General features: G+C 70.5%; 20 protein-coding genes. 13 read left to right on the top strand and 7 right to left on the bottom strand.

Translation table 11 applies throughout. The features are described from left to right. The first annotated feature begins 86 nt into the window (after positions 1-86). Positions 87-521 carry a YbaB/EbfC family nucleoid-associated protein gene (locus tag ACFPZ3_RS22670; protein WP_379516199.1) on the top strand — a complete coding sequence of 145 codons (435 nt, stop codon included), beginning with the start codon at positions 87-89 and terminating at the stop codon, positions 519-521. A 15-nt stretch (positions 522-536) separates the two neighbouring features. Here the strand turns inward: ACFPZ3_RS22670 and eccD are convergent, their stop codons facing one another. Next, positions 537-1,997, bottom strand: coding sequence for a type VII secretion integral membrane protein EccD (gene eccD / locus ACFPZ3_RS22665; RefSeq protein ID WP_379516198.1), 1,461 nt, complete (start codon positions 1,995-1,997; stop codon positions 537-539). A gap of 101 nt (positions 1,998-2,098) precedes the next feature. On the opposite strand from eccD, the gene eccCa reads away from it, so the two are divergent. From eccCa to ACFPZ3_RS22650, 3 genes are read left to right on the top strand one after another with little or no spacing between them, the layout of a single operon-like run. Beyond that, positions 2,099-6,091: a type VII secretion protein EccCa gene (gene eccCa, locus ACFPZ3_RS22660; protein ID WP_379516197.1), complete on the top strand. Its 3,993-nt coding sequence runs from the start codon at positions 2,099-2,101 to the stop codon at positions 6,089-6,091. Further along, positions 6,078-6,410 carry a hypothetical protein gene (locus ACFPZ3_RS22655; protein ID WP_379516196.1) on the top strand — a complete coding sequence of 111 codons (333 nt, stop codon included), beginning with the start codon at positions 6,078-6,080 and terminating at the stop codon, positions 6,408-6,410. Before eccCa ends, ACFPZ3_RS22655 begins: the two co-directional genes overlap by 14 nt. Then, entirely contained in the window at positions 6,407-7,495 is a 1,089-nt protein-coding gene (locus ACFPZ3_RS22650; protein ID WP_379516195.1) for a transglycosylase SLT domain-containing protein, read from the top strand. Before ACFPZ3_RS22655 ends, ACFPZ3_RS22650 begins: the two co-directional genes overlap by 4 nt. A 54-nt stretch (positions 7,496-7,549) precedes the next feature. Here the strand turns inward: ACFPZ3_RS22650 and ACFPZ3_RS22645 are convergent, their stop codons facing one another. The 3 genes from ACFPZ3_RS22645 to ACFPZ3_RS22635 all read right to left on the bottom strand — a co-directional run bounded on the left by ACFPZ3_RS22645 (position 7,550) and on the right by ACFPZ3_RS22635 (position 11,272). After that, positions 7,550-9,646, bottom strand: coding sequence for a serine/threonine protein kinase (locus ACFPZ3_RS22645; protein ID WP_379516194.1), 2,097 nt, complete (start codon positions 9,644-9,646; stop codon positions 7,550-7,552). A gap of 124 nt (positions 9,647-9,770) precedes the next feature. Beyond that, positions 9,771-10,907 carry a S8 family serine peptidase gene (locus ACFPZ3_RS22640; RefSeq protein ID WP_379516193.1) on the bottom strand — a complete coding sequence of 379 codons (1,137 nt, stop codon included), beginning with the start codon at positions 10,905-10,907 and terminating at the stop codon, positions 9,771-9,773. 92 nt (positions 10,908-10,999) lie between these two features. Continuing rightward, the gene (locus tag ACFPZ3_RS22635) at positions 11,000-11,272 is read right to left on the bottom strand and encodes a WXG100 family type VII secretion target (protein ID WP_379516192.1); all 273 of its coding nucleotides are present in this window, start codon (positions 11,270-11,272) and stop codon (positions 11,000-11,002) included. 125 nt (positions 11,273-11,397) lie between these two features. Between ACFPZ3_RS22635 and ACFPZ3_RS22630 the strand changes: the two genes are divergently transcribed. The 3 genes from ACFPZ3_RS22630 to ACFPZ3_RS22620 all read left to right on the top strand — a co-directional run bounded on the left by ACFPZ3_RS22630 (position 11,398) and on the right by ACFPZ3_RS22620 (position 15,381). Beyond that, positions 11,398-12,117: an SDR family NAD(P)-dependent oxidoreductase gene (locus ACFPZ3_RS22630; RefSeq protein WP_379516191.1), complete on the top strand. Its 720-nt coding sequence runs from the start codon at positions 11,398-11,400 to the stop codon at positions 12,115-12,117. 25 nt (positions 12,118-12,142) lie between these two features. Further along, the gene (locus tag ACFPZ3_RS22625) at positions 12,143-13,888 is read left to right on the top strand and encodes an acetyl/propionyl/methylcrotonyl-CoA carboxylase subunit alpha (RefSeq protein WP_379516190.1); all 1,746 of its coding nucleotides are present in this window, start codon (positions 12,143-12,145) and stop codon (positions 13,886-13,888) included. 116 nt (positions 13,889-14,004) lie between these two features. After that, positions 14,005-15,381: a hypothetical protein gene (locus tag ACFPZ3_RS22620; RefSeq protein ID WP_379516189.1), complete on the top strand. Its 1,377-nt coding sequence runs from the start codon at positions 14,005-14,007 to the stop codon at positions 15,379-15,381. Between the two features lie 124 nt (positions 15,382-15,505). On the opposite strand, the gene ACFPZ3_RS22615 is transcribed toward ACFPZ3_RS22620, so the two are convergent. Together ACFPZ3_RS22615 and ACFPZ3_RS22610 are read right to left on the bottom strand one after the other, a co-directional pair. Next, on the bottom strand, positions 15,506-16,234 hold the full coding sequence (locus ACFPZ3_RS22615) for an AAA family ATPase (RefSeq protein ID WP_379516188.1): 729 nt from the start codon (positions 16,232-16,234) through the stop codon (positions 15,506-15,508). Between the two features lie 2 nt (positions 16,235-16,236). Next, positions 16,237-16,695, bottom strand: a complete 459-nt coding sequence (locus ACFPZ3_RS22610; protein WP_379516187.1) for a hypothetical protein — start codon at positions 16,693-16,695, stop codon at positions 16,237-16,239. A gap of 227 nt (positions 16,696-16,922) precedes the next feature. Here ACFPZ3_RS22610 and ACFPZ3_RS22605 point away from each other — a divergent pair, with 227 nt between their 5' ends. Beyond that, the gene (locus ACFPZ3_RS22605; protein ID WP_379516186.1) at positions 16,923-17,435 is read left to right on the top strand and encodes a P-loop nucleotide/nucleoside kinase family protein; all 513 of its coding nucleotides are present in this window, start codon (positions 16,923-16,925) and stop codon (positions 17,433-17,435) included. Between the two features lie 105 nt (positions 17,436-17,540). Here ACFPZ3_RS22605 and ACFPZ3_RS22600 read toward each other — a convergent pair whose 3' ends face one another. Beyond that, positions 17,541-18,299: an SDR family NAD(P)-dependent oxidoreductase gene (locus ACFPZ3_RS22600; protein ID WP_379516185.1), complete on the bottom strand. Its 759-nt coding sequence runs from the start codon at positions 18,297-18,299 to the stop codon at positions 17,541-17,543. Between the two features lie 55 nt (positions 18,300-18,354). Here ACFPZ3_RS22600 and ACFPZ3_RS22595 point away from each other — a divergent pair, with 55 nt between their 5' ends. The 5 genes from ACFPZ3_RS22595 to ACFPZ3_RS22575 all read left to right on the top strand — a co-directional run. Continuing rightward, positions 18,355-18,693, top strand: a complete 339-nt coding sequence (locus tag ACFPZ3_RS22595; protein ID WP_379516184.1) for an ArsR/SmtB family transcription factor — start codon at positions 18,355-18,357, stop codon at positions 18,691-18,693. 140 nt (positions 18,694-18,833) lie between these two features. Then, positions 18,834-19,463 (top strand): tyrosine-type recombinase/integrase, encoded by a 630-nt coding sequence (locus ACFPZ3_RS22590; RefSeq protein ID WP_379516183.1) that lies wholly within the window; start codon positions 18,834-18,836, stop codon positions 19,461-19,463. Between the two features lie 10 nt (positions 19,464-19,473). Next, positions 19,474-20,076, top strand: coding sequence for a histidine phosphatase family protein (locus ACFPZ3_RS22585; protein ID WP_379516182.1), 603 nt, complete (start codon positions 19,474-19,476; stop codon positions 20,074-20,076). Between the two features lie 23 nt (positions 20,077-20,099). After that, positions 20,100-20,603 carry a GNAT family N-acetyltransferase gene (locus ACFPZ3_RS22580; RefSeq protein WP_379516181.1) on the top strand — a complete coding sequence of 168 codons (504 nt, stop codon included), beginning with the start codon at positions 20,100-20,102 and terminating at the stop codon, positions 20,601-20,603. Further along, positions 20,600-20,978: NUDIX hydrolase (locus ACFPZ3_RS22575; RefSeq protein WP_379516180.1), on the top strand; the 379-nt coding region annotated here is incomplete at its 3' end. The genes ACFPZ3_RS22580 and ACFPZ3_RS22575, both read left to right, overlap by 4 nt.

Raw genomic sequence — 20,978 nt, 5'->3', positions numbered from 1 at the left:
CCTATTCGGGCAGTTGCTTGTCGTGATCTTCATGGTGGGTTCAGCGACCGGCCAGCCCCGGCTCGCCTCCGGTTAACCGGTCGCCGATGGCGTGGCGTGCCATGGAGTACAGCGAGCACGATGTGGACGAACTGCTGCGGGAGAATGAGAACGAGCTCCGCCGCCTCGCCGAGGCCGCGGCCGGGCTGCGCGAGATCAGCGGCAAGGGCGAGAGCCGCAGCGGGCTGACCACCGCCGTCGTGGACGCGGGCGGGCGCCTGCGGAGCGTGGCCTTCTCGGCCCGGGTCCTGCGCCTGGACGTCGCCGGGCTGGCCGAGGAGGTCGTCCAGGCGGTCAGGCAGGCCCAGGAGGACCAGGATCGGCAGGCCCGCGAGCTCCTGGCCGTACCGGACTCGCAGGTGGTCGGGCTGGAGGAGATCCACCGCCAGTTCGAGGAGCTCCACCGGAGCTTCGCCGAGGAGACCTCCTCCCGCAACGACCGCCTGCGCCGCCTGGGCTCCGAGGACCCCCGCGACCGCTGAACCCCACCCGGGGCGTCAGCCGGACAGGCCGCGGATCCAGGTGTAGACGTCGAGCACGCCGAGCGCCAGCGGAAAGAGCGCGATCGTCAGGATGACGTCCACGACCTCCCCCGCCCGCCCCCAGAACGGCGACAGCCGCCCCGAGGGCAGCCACAGGCCGAGCCCGACGACCAGCATGGCCATCCAGAGCAGCCCCATCACCACGGCCGCCGCCCCCACGGTCCCGGCGCCGGCGCTCATGCCGATGGCCATGGAGGCGAGCCCGGCGAGGCCGGAGCACAGGAGCCAGAGCCGCTGCCCGAGCCCACCGAACACGCGGGCCCGCAGCAGCAGCACGAGGCAGAGCACGATGGCCATGGAGGCGGCCATCCAGCCCGGGGTGGCGACCAGGAAGACCAGGGCCCCGATGGCGGTCAGGGCGATGCCGGTGACCATGCCGGTGGCGTACCGGCTGGCCTGGGCGGTGCGGGCGAAGATGCCGTCGCTTTCGAGCCGCTGGTTGTCGGCGCGCAGCTCCTCCGCGCTGGTGGGCAGGGCGGGCAGCGGCACCCTGGCGATCCTGAACGACAGGGTGGGGATCAGCGGGCTGAGCGCGATCAGCACGGTCACGGTCATGGCCGCGGTGCCGGCCGCGGGCACGCCGAACACCATCACCACGGCCGCGGCGATCGCCCCCGCCACGGTCGCGATGGCGGTGCCGAGGAAGCCCGCCACCCCGTCGGCGACCACCGCCCCGCCGATGGTGGCCACCAGCGCGGTACAGGTCAGTGCGGCCAGCAGGTGGGGCGCGCCGAGTCCTGAAAGGGTGGAGCCGCTGGCCAGGCCGTACAGACCGGCGAGGAAGGCGTACGGCAGCGCGGCGTAGCCGATCATCGCGCCCGCCGAGGAGTCGCCGACGGCCCTGGACAGGGCGGCGCTGACGCCGATGAGCAGCACCGCGAGCATGCCCGCGACCACGGTCACGCCCAGTGGCTCGCTCCCTGACAGGACCAGCGCGGGCGCACCGAGCGCGAGCAGGACGGCCGCCGCGCCGGAGCCCAGCGCCTTGGTGTGGCGGCTCTCCCACTTGCCGGTGCTCTCCTTCACACCGCTGGCCACCACGTCGGCCACGTCGTCGTAGAGCGCCGGCGGCAGCGTGAACTCGCGCGGCCGCAGGTAGAGGATCTCGCCGTCGAGCACCCCCAGGGACGCCAGCGTCTGGCCGAGGTCGAACGGCGTGCCGCCGAGCCGCTGCAGCACCCAGCCGGGCGCGCCGGCGGCGTCACCCCCGGCCTCGCCGACCGCCCGCAGCAGCCCGGGAAGGACATGCGGCAACGGGACGTCGGCGGGCAGCGCCAGATCGACCCTGCGGCGCGGAGCGACGATCGTCACATGGCACAGCGGGGCCAGCGGCGGGCGCAGCTGCGGCTGTCCGCCCGGTGGCATGGGCGGGATCGGCTGCATCGGCTGCATCGGCTGGTGGGCGAGCGAGGTCACGGCCACTCCAGGTCTGACGGCAAAATCCGACATGCCGAACATATAGGGACGGCATGTCTGGTAAGAAAGTGTCCCAGGTGTCAGGAGGGTTTTCCCGTCAAGTGAGCATCGTTGTCGTACGGCGACCAGAGCGCCGTCCCAGCCCCAAGCCCCCACGAGGAGAGATCCTCCTGGAGTCGCCGCCGGAGATCCCCGAGGTTCAGCCGGCCGGGCTCACCGGCGTCCTCATGTACGTCCCGATGCTGGCGGGCGGCGCCGCCATGGGCCTGATGTTCACGGCCGGCGGCAACTCCAACCCCATCATGTACGTCGCCAGCGGCCTGTTCGCCGTCTCCATGCTCGGCATGACCGTCGGCCAGTTCGGCCGCAACGCCGGCGAGCGCAAGAACCGGCTCAACGGCCTGCGCCGCGACTACTTCCGCTACCTGGGCCAGATCCGCAAGCGCGTCCGCAAGGCCGCGATCCAGCAGCGCGAGGCCCTGGAGTGGAGCGGCCCGGCCCCCGACACGCTCTGGTGGGTGGCCATGGGGCCGCGCCTGTGGGAGCGCAGGCCGCGCGACGACGACTTCGGCACGGTACGGCTGGGCACGGGCGTGCAGAAGCTGGCCGTGCAGCTCATCCCGCCCGACTCCAAGCCGGTCGAGGATCTCGACGCGCTGACGGCGGGCGCGCTGCGCAGGTTCGTCAGGACGCATTCGACCGTGGCCGGGCTGCCCGTGGCGGTGGCGCTGAACTCGTTCGCCAGGATCCGGCTCAGCGGTGATCGGCGGGCCGTGCGCGGCCTGGTCAGGGCGATGATCTCGCAGCTGGCCACGTTCCACTCCCCCGACGACATGCGGGTCCTGGTGTGCGCCAACAGGGAGTCGATGCCGCACTGGGACTGGGTGAAGTGGCTGCCGCACGCGCTGCATCCCGACGAGGTGGACGCGGCCGGGCCCGTGCGGCTCATGGGCGAGAGCATGACGCAGCTCGACCAGCTGGTGGGCGACGAGCTGAAGGAGCGGGCCAGGTTCCGGCCGGGGAACGCGGCGGACGCGCTGCCGTACCACGTGGTGATCGTGGACGGCGGGCACGTGCCGGGCGACTCCCAGCTCGGCACGGACGCGATCCAGGGCGTCACGGTGATCGACCTGTCGGAGGTGACGGCGCCGGTCGAGGAGGCCAGCACATTGCGGCTGGAGATCGAGTCCGACGGGTTCCACATGGTCAAGATCGATCATGCGGGCAAGCGGTCCACGACCCGGCTGGGCGATCCCGACACGCTGGACTACGCGCGGGCCGAGGGGTTGTCCAGGCAGCTCGCGCCGCTGCGGGCCTCGGCGTCCACCGGGGAGGCCCACGACGTGCTGGGCACCAACACCACGCTGACGGACCTGCTCGGCGTGGGCGACCCGGCCCTGCTGCAGCCCGGGATCACCTGGCAGCCGAGGGCGGGCCGCAACCGGCTGCGGGTGCCGATCGGCCTGGGCGGCGACGGCCGGGTGGTCGAGCTGGACATCAAGGAGTCGGCGCAGGGCGGCATGGGGCCGCACGGGCTGGTCATCGGCGCGACCGGCTCCGGCAAGTCGGAGCTGCTGCGCACGCTGGTGCTGGGCCTGGCGATCACGCACTCCTCGGAGATCCTCAACTTCGTGCTCGTCGACTTCAAGGGCGGCGCGACGTTCCTGGGGCTGGACACGCTCACGCACGTCTCAGCCGTCATCACCAACCTTGAGGACGAGCTGCCGCTGGTCGACCGCATGCACGACGCGCTGCACGGCGAGATGGTACGCAGGCAGGAGCTGCTGCGCTCCGCCGGGAACTTCGCCTCGTTGCGCGACTACGAGCGGGCCCGTGAGCAGGGGGCCGACCTGCGGCCGATGCCGACGTTGTTCATCGTGCTGGACGAGTTCAGCGAGTTGCTGGCGGCCAAGCCCGAGTTCATCGACCTGTTCGTGATGATCGGCCGTCTGGGGCGCTCGCTCGGCGTCCACCTGCTGCTGGCCTCGCAGCGGCTGGAGGAGGGGCGGCTGCGCGGGCTGGACACGCACCTGTCCTACCGGATCGGCCTGCGGACGTTCTCGGCCATGGAGAGCCGGGTCGTGCTGGGGGTGGCGGACGCGTACGAGCTGCCGTCCGCGCCGGGCAACGGCTTCCTGAAGTTCGACACGACCGGGATGACCCGGTTCAAGGCGGCGTACGTGTCGGCCGCCCACCACGGCGACCCCACCCAGGCGGTGGCGCCCGACGGCCGGGCGGTGGTGCCGGAGGTCGTCGAGTACGGACCCGCGTACATGCCACTGCCCGAGATCACCGGCCCGGTCCAGACGGTGGAGGATCAGGACGACGAGCCGGCCTCCGCCAACCAGCGCAGCCTGCTGGACGTCGTCGTGGGCCGGCTGGCCGGGCACGGTCCCGCCGCGCACCGCATCTGGCTGCCGCCGCTGTCGGAGCCCCCCACGCTGGCGCACCTGCTGCCGCCGCTGTCGGTCACCCCCGAGCACGGCCTGACCACGACCGGCTGGCAGGGCAGGGGCCGGCTGCACGCGGTCGTCGGCATCATCGACAAGCCCTTCGAGCAGCGCCGGGACCCGTTCTGGCTGGACATGTCCGGCGCGGCGGGGCACGTGGGCGTGGTGGGCGGCACGCAGAGCGGCAAGAGCACGGCGGTGCGGACCCTGGTGGCGGGCATGGCGCTCATGCACACGCCGCTTGAGGTGCAGTTCTACTGCCTCGACTTCGGTGGTGGCGCGCTGGCCTCGCTGGACGGGCTGCCGCACGTGGGCGGCGTGGCCACCCGCCTGGACTCCGACCGCGTCCGCCGTACGGTGGCCGAGATCGGCGGGATCCTGGAGCGGCGCGAGCGCGACTTCGGCGAACTCGGCGTCGAGTCGATGGCCTCCTACCGGCGGATGTGCCAGGAGGGCACGATCCAGGGCGACGGCTGGGGCGATGTGTTCCTGGTGGTGGACGGCTGGCTGACGCTCAGGCAGGAGTACGACTCGCTGGAGCCGGTCATCACCGACATCGCGGCGCGCGGGCTGGGCTACGGCATCCACCTCGTGGCGGCCTCCAACAAGTGGTCGGAGTTCCGGCCGAGCATCCGCGACCTGCTCGGCACCAAGATCGAGCTCAAGCTGGGCGACGCGTACGAGTCGGAGGTCAGCAGGAAGCAGGCGCTGGCGGTGCCCGAGGGGGCGCCGGGGCGCGGGCTGACCAAGGACGGGTTCCACTTCATGTCCGCGCTGCCCAGGATCGACGGGGTGCAGAACTCCTCCGATCTGGCGACGGGTGGGCGGGGGCTGGTGCAGGCCGTACGGGAGTCCTGGCAGGGCCCTCCGGCGCCCCCGGTCAGGCTGCTGCCCGCGGTGCTGCCCGCCTCGGCGCTGCCCGAGGACCCGGATCGCATCCCGATCGGCATCGACGAGGCCACGCTGGCGCCGGTGGCGCTCGACTTCGACGCCGACCCGCACTTCGTGGTGTTCGGCGAGAACGAGAGCGGCAAGTCCAACCTGCTGCGGCTCATCGCCGAGGGGCTGGTGCGCAGGAAGACGCCGGCCGAGGCGATGATGATCGTGATCGACTACCGCAGGGCGCTGCTGGACTCGGCGGTGACCGACCACCGCATCGGTTACGCCGCCTCCAGCGCGGCCGCGTCCGAGCTGATCAACGACGCCAAGGGAGCCCTGCTGAACCGTCTTCCCCCGGCGAACCTGACACCGGAGCAACTCCGTGACCGGAGCTGGTGGCAGGGCTCCGACCTGTACATCTTCGTCGACGACTACGATCTCGTGGCGACCTCGTCCAACCCGCTGCTGCCGCTGGTGGACCTGCTGCCGCAGGCCCGCGACATCGGCCTGCACGTGGTGTTGTCACGCCAGATGGGCGGCGCGAGCCGGGCCATGTTCGACCCGCTCATCCAGCGCATGAAGGACATGGCGAGCCCGGCCCTGATCATGTCGGGCAACAAGGACGAGGGTTACCTGTTCGGCAACGTACGACCTCAGCCGCTGCCACCAGGACGCGGCCACCTCGTGGACAGACGCCACGGCGCACGCCTGATGCAGACCGCGTTCCTGGGCGCGGACAAGGGAGCCCGAAATGGCAGATCTTGACATTCACCTCTCGGCGCTGGACGCGTGCCGCACGGCCATCCACACCGCCGCGGGCCAGTACGAGGACACCCTGACCACCCGCAACCCCGGCAAAGTCACCTACACCGACGGCGGAGAGGTGCGCAACAACCGCACCCCCGTCAGCGCCGACACCTTCGGCCACCTGGACGACTCCGGCACGCTGGCCACGGCCGCCAACGACGTCTGGGGCGCGCTCATCGGCGAGATGGACGAGGCCCACAGGAAGCTGGCCGCGACGGAACGGGGGCTCAGCTCAGTGGAGGAGAACATCCGCAAGTCGAACAAGGCGACCTCATGAGCGTCTCCGACCTGCCTGGCGGCGAGGCGCTGGACGCGATGTTGCGGAAGGTGACCGGCGAGCCCGGCACGATCGACACTCTCGCGAAGTCCTGGCGGACGGAGTCGGGAAACGTCAAAGAGTTCGCCGGCGGGCTGTCGGCCGCGGTCCAGGGGGTGGACGACGCCTGGAAGGGCCGCTCGGCCGACCAGTTCGACACGTACATGCGCAAGTACGGCACCGCGGCGTCCGGCCTGAAGTCGGCCCTGTCGAAGTGCGCGGGCTCGCTGGACGGCGCCGCCGCCGCGCTGCGCGAGTCGCACACGGAGATCGGCAGCATCATCAGCGACCTGACCACCAACGCCTCCACCTACAAGACCCAGCACGCCGACGCCACGGACGAGGAGGTGAAGTCGAAACTGACCGCGATGGTCAAGCAGGCCAAGGAGGACGCCCAGAAGTGGGTGGACTCGGCGGACCGCGCGGTGACCAAGGCCAAGGACGACATCAACCGGTTCCTGGACGAACGCGGGCAGACCTTCCACGGCATCCCCGAGGTCACCACCCAGGAGTTCACGCCGGCACCGGGCAGGAAAATAGACTGGGAGCGCGACCCCTCCTACCAGGAGAGCAACAAGCGCCATACGCAGCTGCAGAGCCACGACGGCGCCCTGTACACCACGGGGGGCGGCAACGGCAACCACCCGACCGGCCCCATGCCGCCGCCGGGCGGCGGACCCGCGCCGACCGGGCAGGTCAAGGAGTGGATCGAGGAGGCCGTCAAGATCCTGGAGGCGAAGGGCGTCCCGGCCTCGAAGATGAACGCCAGCGACATCTGGATGATCATCCAGCACGAGTCCGGCGGGAACCCCAGCGCGATCAACAACTGGGACTCCAACGCGGTCAACGGCACGCCGTCCAAGGGCCTGATGCAGACCATCGACCCGACGTTCAACAGCTACAAGCTGTCGGGGCACGGCAACATCTACGACCCGGTGGACAACATCATCGCGGGCGTCCGGTACGCGATCTCCCGCTACGGCTCGGTCTCGAACGTGCCCGGCGTCGTCAACAGCAAGCACGGCCTGGGTTACGTCGGTTACTGACCCTGGGCCGCGTCGGTTGTCGACCGACGCGGCCCAGGCCCGGGGCCGGAGGAATCAGCCGCAGTTGGCCCAGCCGGTGCTGGTGTTGCCCCCGCCCGCGCTGCCGCTGATGCGGACGCACTTGCCCGAAGCGGACAGGTAGACCGGGCCCGCGTACCACTCGAAGCTGCCGCTGTCCGACTTGCTGCCGCCGCCCTGCGCCTCCAGCGTGACGCCGACCGAGCTGGCCTTGCCCACGTCGGTGGTCTTGAGGGTGACGGCGCAGTTCTGGCCCTTGCTGTTGTTCCAGAGCTGGTAGGTCACGCCGCCGGAGAACGCGCTCTGACGCTGGACGGTGAAGCCCGAGCCGCACACCCCGGTGGCCGTGTACTTCTGCTTGACCGGCGCGGCCGTCTTCGTCGGCGTCGGCTTGGCCGTCGTCTTCGTCGGCGTCGGCTTCGCGGTCGTCTTCGTGGGGGTCGGCTTCGCGGTCGTCTTGGTCGGGGTCGGCTCCGGCTCCTCGGTCGGCTCCGGCTCCTTGGTGGGAGTCGGCGTCGGCGTCGGGGTCTTGGTCGGCTCCACCGTCTTGGTCACGGTCGCCGTGGGCGAGTGCCTGGTCTTGGTGGGCGTCGCCTGCGCGGTGGTCTGCGCCGCCGCCGTCTGCGTGGGCACCGGCACCGGCTGCGTCGGAATCGGGGCCGGCGTGGTGGGCGCGGTGGTCAGCTCGGGCACCGTGGGCGAGTCCGACGCCCACTCGGAGGGCAGCACGAGCGGGCCGATGCCGGAATCGTCCGGGGCGGCCGACGTGGTGCCCCAGGGAACGGTGGCCTCGGGCGCCGTCTGCTGCGGGTCCACACCGACCGGGTTGGTGCCCTGCGGGATCGCCGGGTAGGAGGCGCTGGCGGCCACCGAGGTCTCCTGGGCGCCGGCCTCGGCCGCGGCCGCCGGGTTGACCTGCTGCAGCTTGACGTACCTGTTGGCGCCCCACAGGCCGAGGACCGAGATGACCGCGACCGCGGCGATGCCGGCCACCACCATCACAGGGAAGCCCCTGCGCGGCGTCTGAGCGGCGTTCCTGCCGCCGGACATCGCCTCAAGCCTGATCTGGTGCGGCGGCGGCTGCTCGGCCTCCTGCGGCCCCCACATGGGCGCCTGCGCCCGCTGCGGCACCGGCAGGCCCTGCATGGGCGGCGGGCCCTGCACGAGCGGGCCCTGCATCGGCGGCGGCCCCTGCATCGGCGGACCCTGCATGGGGGGCGGCCCCTGCATCGGCGGGCCGTGCATCAGCGGGGGGCCCTGCACGGGCGGGCCCTGCATCAGCGGCGGGCCTTGCACGGGCGGCGGGCCCAGGGGCGGCACTCCGGGGATCGCGATCCCCTGGAGGGGGATTCCCTCGATGGCGGGCTGCGGGGCGGCTGGCGGCTTGGGGCCGTTCGCCTCGCCGAGCACCTGCATGAGCGCGCTGTAGGTGGTGGGCCGCCGTCCGACCTCCCTGGCCAGCGCGGAGACGAGCACCTTGTGCATCGGCTCGCCCTCGATGTCCACCTCGGGCTCGGCGTTCAGCACCGCCTCCCGATCGGCGAACGGGGCCTTGCCCGTGCCCGCGAACACGACCGTCGCGGCCCAGGCGAACACGTCCGCGTAGGGACCGTACTGGAGCCCTTCGAGCTGCTCGGGCGCCTGGTAGACGACCTCGCCCACGGGTTCGCCGATCGCCGCGTCGGTCACCCGCGGCCCCTCGGCGCCCATGATCACGTTGTGCGGGGTGAGCGACCGGTGCGACAGGCCGGCCAGGTGGATGGCCGACAGCGCGGTCAGCACCCCCACGGCCACCCGCTCCAGCGCGTCCCCGCTCAGCGGCTCGCCGTCGGCGACGAGCTCGGCCAGGCTCTTGCCCTCGACGTGCTCGCGCACGATGTAGGGGCGGTCTTCCAGGAATCCGGCGTCCAGCACTCTGGCCACGTACGAGCTCGAAACCCGCTTGGCGCCGAGGAACTTGGCCAGCGCGTCAGGGCCCGGATCCGGCTCAGGCGGAAGCAACTTGATGGCGACCGCGGGAGCGTCGTCGGATTCGCGCCCGAGGAACACCTCTCCCCGCGGGCCCTCACCGAGCAGCCCGACCACGCTGAACGCGCCGATCCGCTCTGGATCACTAGGGCGCAAAGGGTGCATGCCCAAACCTTTCACCAGCAAAGCATGATCGGAGGACATTCAACCAGATCTGTCACTTACGCATCAGTAGTTTCGGACCGGATCGAACAATTCACTGTCCCTTTTCCTTGCAGCCTCAGTGAGATCATTCGGTACGGCCCGGCCGCCAGCCCCTGCGCCGCCCCATCGGGACCACGACGCGGGAGACCGCGACCAGCAGCGCGAGGCCGAGCGCGGACCCGGCGATGATCAGCGCCAGGTCGATCGCGTTCTGGTCCACGGGCGGGGCCTTGGCCACGGCGCCCGCGGGCAGCGGGCTGGGCGGCGGGGGCGCGACCACGGGGGCGTCGGCCGGCTCGTACGGGAGGATCGCGCTGACCGCGAGCAGCGGGTTGACCATCCCGGCCCCCTTGCCGGTCGAGGCGCCGTCGGCGGTGGCGATGATGCGCTGGCGTACCTGGGCCTGGTCGAGCTTGGGGAAACGGGCCCGGATGAGCGCCGCCACCCCCGCCACGTACGGAGCCGCGTAGCTCGTGCCGTCGAGCTCCTTGAAGTAGGCCCGCCCCGGCCACGTGGAGGTGATGTCCTGGCCGGGCCCGAGCACGGCGACCGGCGTCTTGTTGTTGGAGAACTCCGCCAGGGCCCCGTTCGGCCCCGCGGCGCCCACCGCGACCACACCGTCGTAGGCCGCGGGATAGGCGGGGACGGGGGTGCCGTCCTCCTTCTTGACGTTGCCCGCCGCCGCGACCACGACCGCGTCCTTGGCGAGCGCGTACTCCACGGCCGCCCGCAGCGCGGGCTGGTCGGTCGTCGAGATCGACACGTTGATGACCTTCGCGCCCTGATCCGCGGCCGCCTTGATGGCGCTGACCAGCAGCTTCGGGTCACCGTTCGTCTCGGATTCCGTCTGCTTGTACGACAGCAGCAGCGCCCCCGGCGCCATCCCGTAGAAGAGCACCCCCTGCGTGTACTGGGCGCCGATGATGCCCGCCACCGCGGTCCCGTGCCCCACACAGTCCTGGTAGCCGGTGCCGGTGAGGTCGGCCTTGCCGGCCAGGCGGATCTGCGGATGTTGCAGATCGACGCCGCTGTCGACGATCGCCACCCGGACGCCGGCGCCGGTGGACAACGGCCAGACGCGCTTGGGGTCGAGCCGTTTCTGCGCCCACGACTCGCCGACCTGCATGGTGCCTCTGGGCGGATCACAGGCCGCGCGGGCGACCGCCGGCACCAGCGGCAGGTGCAGGGCGAGCGCGCTGGCCATGAGGGCGCGACCAATCATGGCGAACGAGCGTATCCCGCCCGCCGGATCCACGGACCTTCAGGTCCGACGGAAAGAAGCCCCAGCTTCGTCGCCAGGGCCCCCTTCGTTGCTCATTTCGTGGCGGACTCGATGTTCTGCCGGTAGGTGCCGATCATTCGCGAGGCCTCCGCGAGTTCTTCCGTCATGCGCTGAAATGCCGTGCGGTAGTTCTGCCACGACTGTTGGAAGCGTTGCGCCCCCGGACCCGTCCACGCGGTGCCGATCTTGGCGGCCTCGCGGTCGAGCGCGGTCATCGTGGTGCGGACCGCCTCCGCCTGCTGCGTGAACTGCGTGGACATCTGCTGCATTTCCGCGGGGTCGCCGCCGAGCATTGACTGGCCCATGCATACCTCCTGGGATCCTGTGAAAGCGCCCTCACCCTAAGGAAGGGCTACAGGCCGTCGCCGGAGTTATGCCGAGCGGCTATGGTCTACCCGAGGATTGTTCGGATATCGGGAGATGTCGGTTCATGCGGGAGATAGTGGTGACCGGTGGCGGGACCGGCATCGGCCACGCGATCGCCGCCGCGTTCGTCTCTCTCGGCGACCGCGTCACCATCACGGGCCGCCGCGAGCAGGTGCTGAAGCAGGCCGCGACGAGCCTCGGGGCGGCGTACGCGGCGTTCGACGCCGGCAGCCCCACCGCCGTGCGCGAGGCGCTCCGCAGCCTGCCCGAGCGGGTGGACGTCCTGGTCAACAACGCCGGCGGCAACACCAACCTGGACCGCAGGCAGTCCGTCGAGCTGACGGACGTGGCCGCGGCGTGGCAGGCCAACCTCAACGCCAACCTCATGTCCGCCGTGCTCGTCACGACCGCGCTGGCGCCGCGCATGAGCGAGGGCGGCCGGATCGTCTCGATCGGCTCGATCGCCGCCAGGGGCACGGGCTCCGGCTCCTACGGCGCCGCCAAGGCGGCCCTGGAGTCCTGGACCGCCGACCTGGCCGCCGAACTCGGCCCCCGGGGCATCACCGCGAACATCGTCTCCCCTGGCCTCGTCCTGGACACGGAGTTCTTCCGTGGCCGCCTGACCGAGCAGGGCATCAGAGCCCGCGTCGAGAACACGCGCAACGGCCGCCCTGGCACCCCCGCCGACGTGGCCGATACCGTTCTCTTCCTGGCCTCCGAGGGAGCCAGGCATGTCACGGGGCAGGTGCTTCACGTGAACGGCGGCGCGTACCTGGGTCGCTGAACTGTCAGAGGAAGGACGAAGGCCAGTGCGGAAGGTTCTGATCGCCAACCGCGGCGAGATCGCGGTTCGGGTGGCCCGGGCGTGCCAGGACGCCGGGATCGGCAGCGTGGCGGTCTACGCCGACCAGGACCTCGACGCCCTGCACGCCAGGGTCGCCGACGAGGCGTACGCGCTGGGCGGCCAATCCCCTGCCGAGACCTACCTCGACATCGGCAAGCTGCTCGACGTCGCCCGCCGCTCCGGCGCGGACGCCGTGCACCCCGGCTACGGCTTCCTGGCCGAGAACGCCTCCTTCGCCGAGGCCGTCATCGACGCGGGCCTCGTCTGGATCGGTCCGCCGCCCGCCGCGATCGCCGCGCTCGGCGACAAGGTCAAGGCCAGGCACATCGCACAGAAGGTCGGCGCGCCGCTGGTCGCGGGCACCAAGGACCCGGTGAGCGGCGTCTCCGAGGTCGTGGCGTTCGCGGAGGAGCACGGGCTGCCCATCGCGATCAAGGCCGCGTACGGCGGGGGCGGGCGCGGCATCAAGGTCGCCCGCACCCTGGAAGAGGTCCCCGAGCTGTACGAATCCGCCGTGCGCGAGGCCGTGGCCGCGTTCGGGCGGGGCGAGTGCTTCGTCGAGCGCTACCTCGACCGGCCCCGCCACGTCGAGACGCAGTGCCTGGCCGACCACGAGGGCAACGTGGTCGTGGTCAGCACCCGCGACTGCTCGCTCCAGCGCCGCCACCAGAAGCTCGTGGAGGAGGCGCCGGCGCCGTTCATGAACGAGGAGCAGATCGCGGTCCTCTACACCAGCTCCAAGGCCATCCTGAAGGAGGCCGGCTACGTCGGGGCCGGGACGTGCGAGTTCCTCGTCGGGCAGGACGGGACGATCTCCTTCCTGGAGGTCAACACCCGGCTGCAGGTCGAGCACCCGGTCACCGAGGAGGTCTCGGGGATCGACCTCGTACGCGAGATGTTCAGGATCGCCGACGGCGAGACCCTCGGCTACGGCGACCCCGAGCTGCGCGGGCACTCCATCGAGTTCCGGATCAACGCCGAGGACGCCGGGCGCAACTTCCTGCCCGCCCCCGGCACGCTGAGCACCATGCGCCCGCCCGCCGGGCCCGGGGTCCGGCTCGACGCCGGCTACGAGGCCGGGATGACGGTGCCGGGGACGTTCGACTCGCTGGTGGCCAAGCTCGTCGTGACCGGGCGCACGCGGCAGGAGGCGCTGGAGCGCTCGCGGCGGGCGCTGGCGGAGTTCGAGATCACGGGCATGCCGACCGTGCTGCCGTTCCACCGGGCCGTCGTGTCCGATCCCGCGTTCACGTCGTCGCCGTTCTCGGTGCACACGCGGTGGATCGAGACGGAGTGGGACAACCCGGTGGAGCCGTACGACGGGGACGTGGAGACGGGCGCGGCGGGCGCACGGGAGACGGTCACGGTCGAGGTCGGCGGCAAGCGCATGGAGGTCGTCCTGCCCGCGGGCCTGGGCGCCGCCGCCCCCGCGCCCGCCGCGAACAAGGCCCCCAGGCGCGGGGGCGGCGGCGCCAGGAAGTCCATGGCCGGCGGAGACTCGCTCATCAGCCCGATGCAGGGGACGATCGTCAAGATCGTGGCCTCCGACGGAGACACGGTGACCGAGGGCGACACCGTCGTCGTCCTGGAGGCCATGAAGATGGAGCAGCCGCTGACCGCGCACAAGTCGGGCACCATCACGGGGCTGACGGCGGCGGTCGGGCAGACGGTCACCTCGGGCGCCACGATCTGCGAGATCAAGGACACCTGAGTCTCACGGATCCTCGGCCACGATGTGCGCCTGATCGCCTGCGGACAGGTAGCGTGCCCAGTGAGGAACTTTGCCAACCGCCCGTTCGTCCTGAAGGGCGAAGGAGGCTTGCTGCCATGACTCATTCGCTGCGCCGAGCAGGGGCCGCGATCGCGGCTCTGATCGCCGGTCTATTCGTCGTTCTTGCGCTGTCCCCTGCCGCCAACGCGGCGGCTCCACCAGATGCCAAGTCGGTGGTGGCCAATTGGAAGAAGGACCCGCTCTACGCGGTGTCCGGCACGTCGTTGTCGTCGGACCAGCAGAGTGAGATCAATGACGCGCTGAAGGGCGCCACCACCAAGATCTACGCTGTGGCGCTCCCCGACGGCACCCTGGACCAGACCACCGTCGGGCCCTACATCAACCAGCTCGGCACGGAGCTGACCGCGGCGGGCCGCCCCAAGGCGACGGTCGCCGTCATCGACGGCGGGACACTCTTCGCCGCTTCGAGCGAGCTGCGCCAGAAGGGCCTGGCCGGCGACCTGTCCGAGCGTGCGGTCAACGCCAACTCCGGTGACATCGTGGCCGGCATGAAGGACTTCGCCAACCGCATCGACATGGCCGCGAAGGGCGACCGTTCGGCGCTCGACTCCGGCAGCCAGGCCAACCCCGGCGCCGGCGGCACGGCCGCGCTGATCGCCCTGGGCGCGCTGGTCGTGGTCGGCGGCGGTGGCTACTTCCTCTACTCCAGCAACAGGAAGAAGAAGCGGGCCATCCAGGACGCCAAGGACCTGGCCGCGGTCAAGCAGACCGTGGAGGAGGACGTCACCAAGCTGGGCGAGGAGATCACCACGCTCGACACCGACGTCACGCTGACCGGCGAGGGCGGCGGCCACATCGACGAATGGCAGACGGCTCTCGACTCCTACGAGAAGGCCAAGACGCAACTCGCCAACGTGCAGCGGGCCGACCAGGTGCGCGAGGTCACGCAGACCCTCGAGGACGGTCGTTACGCGCTGGCCGTGGTGAAGGCCAAGGTCAACAAGGAGCCGGTGCCCGAGCGGCGCGCCCCCTGCTTCTTCAACCCGCAGCACGGCCCGTCCATTCGTGACGTCCGCTGGGCCCCGCCCGGTGGCGCGGTGCGCGACGTGCCCGCCTGCAAGATGGACGCGGAGGCCGTGGAGCGCGGCTTCGACCCGCAGATGCGCGAGGTCATGGTCGACGGCCAGCGCCGTCCCTACTACGACGCGGGCCCGGCCTACCAGCCCTACGCCTACGGCTACTACGGCGGCTTCGGCGACGTCATGACCGGCATGTTCATCGGCACCATGATGGGCAGCATGCTGGGCGGCGGCTTCGGCGGCTACGGCGGCGGCTACGGTGACGCCGGCGCGGGCGGCGACTTCGGCGGCGGTGGCGACTTCGGTGGCGGCGGCGGAGACGGCGGCGGCTGGGGCGACTTCGGAGGCGGAGGCGACTTCGGCGGCGGCGACTTCGGCGGCGGCGACTGGTAAGGGGCCCCCGGGCCCCTGGCCTTGACCGGGTTCCGCGATAGACGAAGCGAAGCCCCAGATCGAAACCACGGTCTGGGGCTTTTCGCTGTTCGGCCCATGGCACTTGATGACGGTCTTCTTCGCCTCAGCCGCCATCCAACGCGTATCGCAGGTAGAAATCAGGCTTGGACAGGAACCGCCTCCAATGATCAACCAACTGGAGGTCTTCCCAATCGGTCGTACGCATGCCGTGTTCGCCGAGTTCGATGATCTGCGCGCCCGGCAGACTAGCAAGGATCGGTGAATGGGTGGCGCAAATGATCTGCCCGCCTTCGCCTGCAACGCGATTCATCAAGCCGACGAGGCGCACGCACGACAGGAACGACAGCGCGGCTTCGGGCTCGTCCATCAGGTAGAGCCCCGGCCCGTGCACCATGCGCTCAAGAACCGTGAAGAATCCCTCACCATGGGACTGCTCAGTTAGATCATCTTCCCAGAATCCGTGCCTGCCTGACACGTTCTGCCCAAGGTTGAACAGTGTTTCGGCGCGGAAGAAGAAGGCGCGCCGCTTGAGGCGAGGGCCGTGCAGCAGACGCAGCCCTGTCGCGGTGAGTTCGACATCAAGAACCTCCCCCAGCGAGGTCATGGGTCCGGCGCTGGAATACTTGGTACCGGCCTTGCCGCCAGCGGAGTTGATACCGGCCACGTCCGCAATCGCTTCCATAATGGTGGACTTGCCCGAGCCGTTCTCTCCGACGAAGAAGACGACGGGGGCAGTCAGCTCAAGGCGTTGCTCTGCCAGCTGGCTTATGGGCGCCAGAGCGGCGGGCCAGCCTGTCGGAAGCCGGCGGGCGGTCAGATGGGTGAGCAGCATGGCTAGTGTCTTCCTGCGGGCTGGATCAGCCGGGTGGCGTGGGCGCGTACTGGATCGGCAAGGGTCGTGTAGTCATCGCTCCGGGTGGCGCGGTCGAGGATATGTGCCGCAGCAGAGAGTTGCGCAAGACGGCCGGTAGGGGTGTCGAGCACATCAGCGAACACCTCGTGTACATGGGCAGCCGTATCGGGGACCATGAAGCTGTGCAGGTAGAGGACAGCCGCACCGTATCCGGTTGGGGCCTTGCCCCAGTGTTCCCAATCCAGCAGCCACAGGCGCGGATAGGTCAAGTTGGACCAGTGTAGATCGGTGTGTTCGGTACGCAGGGTCGGGGCCTCGGGCAAATCGAGCGGTCGGCCGTAGAACGCTTCGACGCGCCGGACCAGCGCCCACGGATCATGCTCGCCTCGGGAAGTGGAATGCTCGGCAAGCACATCACTGCGGAGCGCAGGTGCTGCCACCAGGAAGAGGTCAATGCCAAGGGTTCGGTCAGTTCAGGAGAGGTGGCACAAGGCGTAGCGGGTACGTAGGTCAGCAGTTCCACGTATATGGATACGGGAGGCTCATCTGCGTTTTGGTGCGTGGAATATGCATGAACAAGCCTATGACGCCTCTCCTCTGGATGCCAGCGTGTCTCTTCAAGGCTGCCACGGCGGATCGCAACCCCGTACCGGGCAGGATGAGGGGCATGCTCATCGTCATCGGCGGTCTGCCCGCCTCGGGGAAGACGACGCTCTCCCGTCTGCTGGCCGGCCGGCTGGGTGCGGTTCACGTACGGATCGACACCATCGAACAGGCGATCGTCCGTTCCGGCCTGGCCCGCCAGCCTCTGGGGCCCGCCGGTTACATGGTCGGTTACGCGTTGACCGAGGACCATCTTCGCCAAGGGCTCACGGTGATCGCGGAGTCGGTGAATCCCTTGCGGATCACGCGTGATGCCTGGCGGGAGGTGGGGGTGAAGGTGGGCGTGCCGGTCGTCGAGGTGGAGGTGGTCTGCTCTGATCCGGATGAGCACCGGCGTCGGGTGACCACGCGCTCCCTTGACATCCCGGATCTGCGGCCGCCTGACTGGCAGGAGGTCGTCGAGCGGGAGTACGAGCCTTGGGATCGTGATCACGTCGTCGTCGACACTGCGGGGCGGTCGCCGGAGGAGTGCCTCGAAGAGCTTGGTCGGGTCGCGGTACGGCCGGACGAGGGCTGACGCGGCTCGCCGGTGCCGGACGAGGGCTGACGCGGCTCGCCGGTGCCGGACGAGGGCTGACGCGGCTCGCCGGTGCCGACCCGGCCGGACGGAGGGGAGCCTGGGTCAGGTGAGTTCGTAGCCCCCGTCGACCGTCAGGATCTGGCCCGTGAGCCAGGCCGTGTGGGCGTCGGCCAGGCGGAGGATCCAGGTGGCCACCTCGGACGGGTCGCCGCGGCGGCCGAGCGGGATGCGGGCCGCCTCCGCGTCCTTGATCTCGGCTATCGCGGCCTCCGGCAGGCCGGCCGCCGCCAGGGCCTCGCTCTCCGTGGGGCCTGGCGCGACGGCGTTGACCCGGATGCCGTCGGGGGCCAGTTCGAGTGCCCAGCTGCGGGTGAGCTGCTCCACGGCGGCCTTGGAGGCGGCGTAATGTGCGGCGCCCGCCAGGGGGCGGTGGCCGAAGGTGCTGGAGACGTTGACGATCGCCCCGCGTGATCGGCGGAGGTGGTCGAGCGCGGCCGCGGCCAGCAGGCTGGGGGCCGTGACGTTGGTCGCCAGCATGTCGTTGACGCGCTCGGCGGTGACGTCCGCGAGCGGCATCATCGCGGTGACGCCGGCGTTGTTGACGATCACGTCCAGGCGGCCCCAGCGGTCGATCGCCGTCTGGACGATCCGCTGGGCGGCGTCGTCCGCCCGGACGTCGATGGACAGGCAGGTGATCTCCGCGTGGCGTGCCTCGGTGAGAGCGAGGGCCTCGGCTCGCCGCCCCACCCCCAGCACCCGGGCTCCGGCCTGGGCGAACGCGATCGCCGTCGCCTGACCGATGCCGGATCCTGCTCCGGTCACGATCACCACCTGATCGGTGAAGTCGCTGCTCATAGACATTACGGACTCCTTTGTTCGAAGTTCTACGAACAACGAATGACGTTAGCATGGCAGTGTGAAGCAGCCGCACCACCCCGCCCCGGCCGAGATGACCCTCCCCCGCGTGCTGAGCGCCGTCAGCGACCCCATCCGGCTCGGAGTGGTCCGGCTGCTGGCCGACGATCGCGAACGCGGGTGGGGTGACCTGCGCGCACCCGTCGCCAAGTCCACCCTCAGCCACCACCTCAAGGTCCTGCGCGATGCCGGGCTGACCCAAACCCGGCAGGAGGGCACCCGTTGTTATGTACGGCTGAGGCGGGCCGACCTGGACGCCCGCTTCCCCGGCCTGCTGGCCGCCGTGTTGTCCGTGGCGGAGGCCGACCAGGTGGGCAGCGAGGTCAGCGTCGTCGAATGAGTCCCGGGTGGACAACGAGAGGGCAGGAAACGGTCATGATTGTGGCTGTTCATCCGTGGCAGGCTCGGTCACCGTAGCCAGCGGCCGGTGCGCCGCTGGGAGCCGCGTACAGCCCGAGCTGAGCACCGAGGGGACGGATCGTGTACGGCGAGGTCACTACTGGGGACGCCGGGCGGCGGCCGATGACGCGCGAGGAGGTCCGGCTCTTCCTCGACCACGCCGACGAGCAGGCGGCGAAGGCCCTGCGGCAGGGCCACAAGGGCGCCCTGGCCCGCGACCGGGACGCCGCCCTGTTCAAGGCGATCTACGGCTGGGGGTTGCGCGGCTCGGAGGTGTCCGCGCTGGACGTCACCGACTTCCGTTCTCACCCGGATGCTCCCGGCCTGGGGAGGTTCGGCTCCCTGTACGTGAGGGCGGGCAGACGGATCGGCGGACTCCCGCCACAACAGCGGACGGTCGTCAGCGTGGTGCCGTGGGCCGTGCGGGCGCTTCGGGACTATCTGGCCGAGGTGCGCCCTCGCTACGGTTCCAGTCTCCAGCCGGCGTTGTGGCCCACCGAGCGGGCCGGCCGGGTGCGGCGCAGGGAGATCGAGAACCGCTTCGCGACCTACCGCGACGCCCTCGGCCTGGACCGGCGGCTGACGCCGCACTCCCTGCGCAGCGCGTACGTGGCACATCTGCTGACGGACGGCGCCGACCTGTCGTTCGTACAGCAACAGGTCGGGCACCGTTTCCCGGTCACGACGGCCATCTGCGCCGGCCTCTCGTAGGGTCGGGATCATGAGCGTTCGTCTGCTTTGCCTGCGCCACGGCGAGTCCGAGAACGTGGTGGCCGGGGCCTCCGGCGCGTTGCCGAGCGCGGAGCTGACCGAGCGGGGGCGGGCGCAGGCGGCGTCGGCGGCGCCTGGGCTGCGGGGAATCAGCCGCGTGTACGCCAGCAGCGCGGTCCGGGCCCGGCAGACCGGCGAGATCATCGCGCGTGCGCTCGGACTCGGCGACGTCGCGGTCCTTTCCGGGCTGGTCGAGGTGGGCATCGGGCGGTTCGAGGGGGCGAAGGACGCGTCGGTGCGGACGCGTACGGCTGAAGTCCTGCGTTCGTGGGTCGTGGACGGCGAGCTGGGCCAGGCGGTGGGCGACGGTGAGGACGGGCATGCCGTCACCGGTCGCGTCGCCGGCTCCCTCAGCGCGATCGCCGTGGCCAACCCTGGGCGGACGGTCGCCGTGGTCGGGCACGTCGCGAGCCTGACCACCGGACTCAGCTCGTTGTGCGGGCTCGGCGGGCGTGTCTGGGGGGCGCCGCTGCCGTACGCGGTGCCGTTCCTCGTCGAGTGGGATGGACGATCATGGCATTGTGCGGCTTGGCCGGGAGAATGTCCGGTGTGATGTATCTTGCCCGAGGGGCGCGAGTGGCCATCCGCTACATCTGCCTCCAGGACTTCGAGGAGCTGTCGGCCCTCAACGAGCAGAGCGCCGAGATGCTCGCCCAGTGGTTGCCCGGCGCCCCGATCCTCACGTACGAGCACTTCGAGAGCTACCTGACCAGGTTCGACGGGCCCGCGAACGAAGGGTTCGTCATCTGCCTGCGTGACACCGACGCGATCGTGGGCCGGGTCAACGTCAACAACATCATCAGGGGCACCCACCAGAGCGCGACCATCGGCTACTCCGCCTACGCCTCCACCACCGGCCGCGGATACCTGACCGAAGGGCTGGAACTGCTGGTCGGGCACGCGTTCGGCGACATGCGGCTGCACCGGCTGGAGGCCAACATCCAGCCGTCCAACAGCGCCTCCCTGAGCCTGATCAAGCGCGTCGGTTTCCAGCGCGAAGGGTTCTCGCCCAACTTCCAGTTCATCGCCGGCGCTTGGCGGGACCACGAGCGCTGGGCCATCACCGTGGAGATGACGTGAGCGGGGTGATCTCGCGGGCGACGGCCCGGGTGCTGCTGATCGACCGCGCCGACCGGATCCTGCTCTATCGAGGGCGGCTGCTGCAGGTCGAGAACCCGCCGTACGCCTGGTTCACCCCTGGTGGCGGCGTCGATCCCGGCGAGAGCGCCCAGCAGGCCGCCGCCAGGGAACTGCGGGAGGAGCTCGGGCACGCCGTCAGCCCCGACGCGCTCGGCCCCGTGGTCGCGACCAGTGAGGGCGGGTGGGCTCTGGGCGGGCGGCGGTACTTCTCCCGCGACTCCTACTTTCTGTTGCGGGTGGAGGATGGGCTGGAGGTGGACATGTCCGGCATGGACGCGGAGGAGCGCGAGGTGACCGACCGCTTCGAGTGGTGGA

Source organism: Nonomuraea insulae (genome assembly GCF_042656245.1).
The sequence above is the reverse complement of the archived record's forward strand: the minus strand, read 5'-3'. Positions and strand labels throughout refer to the sequence as shown.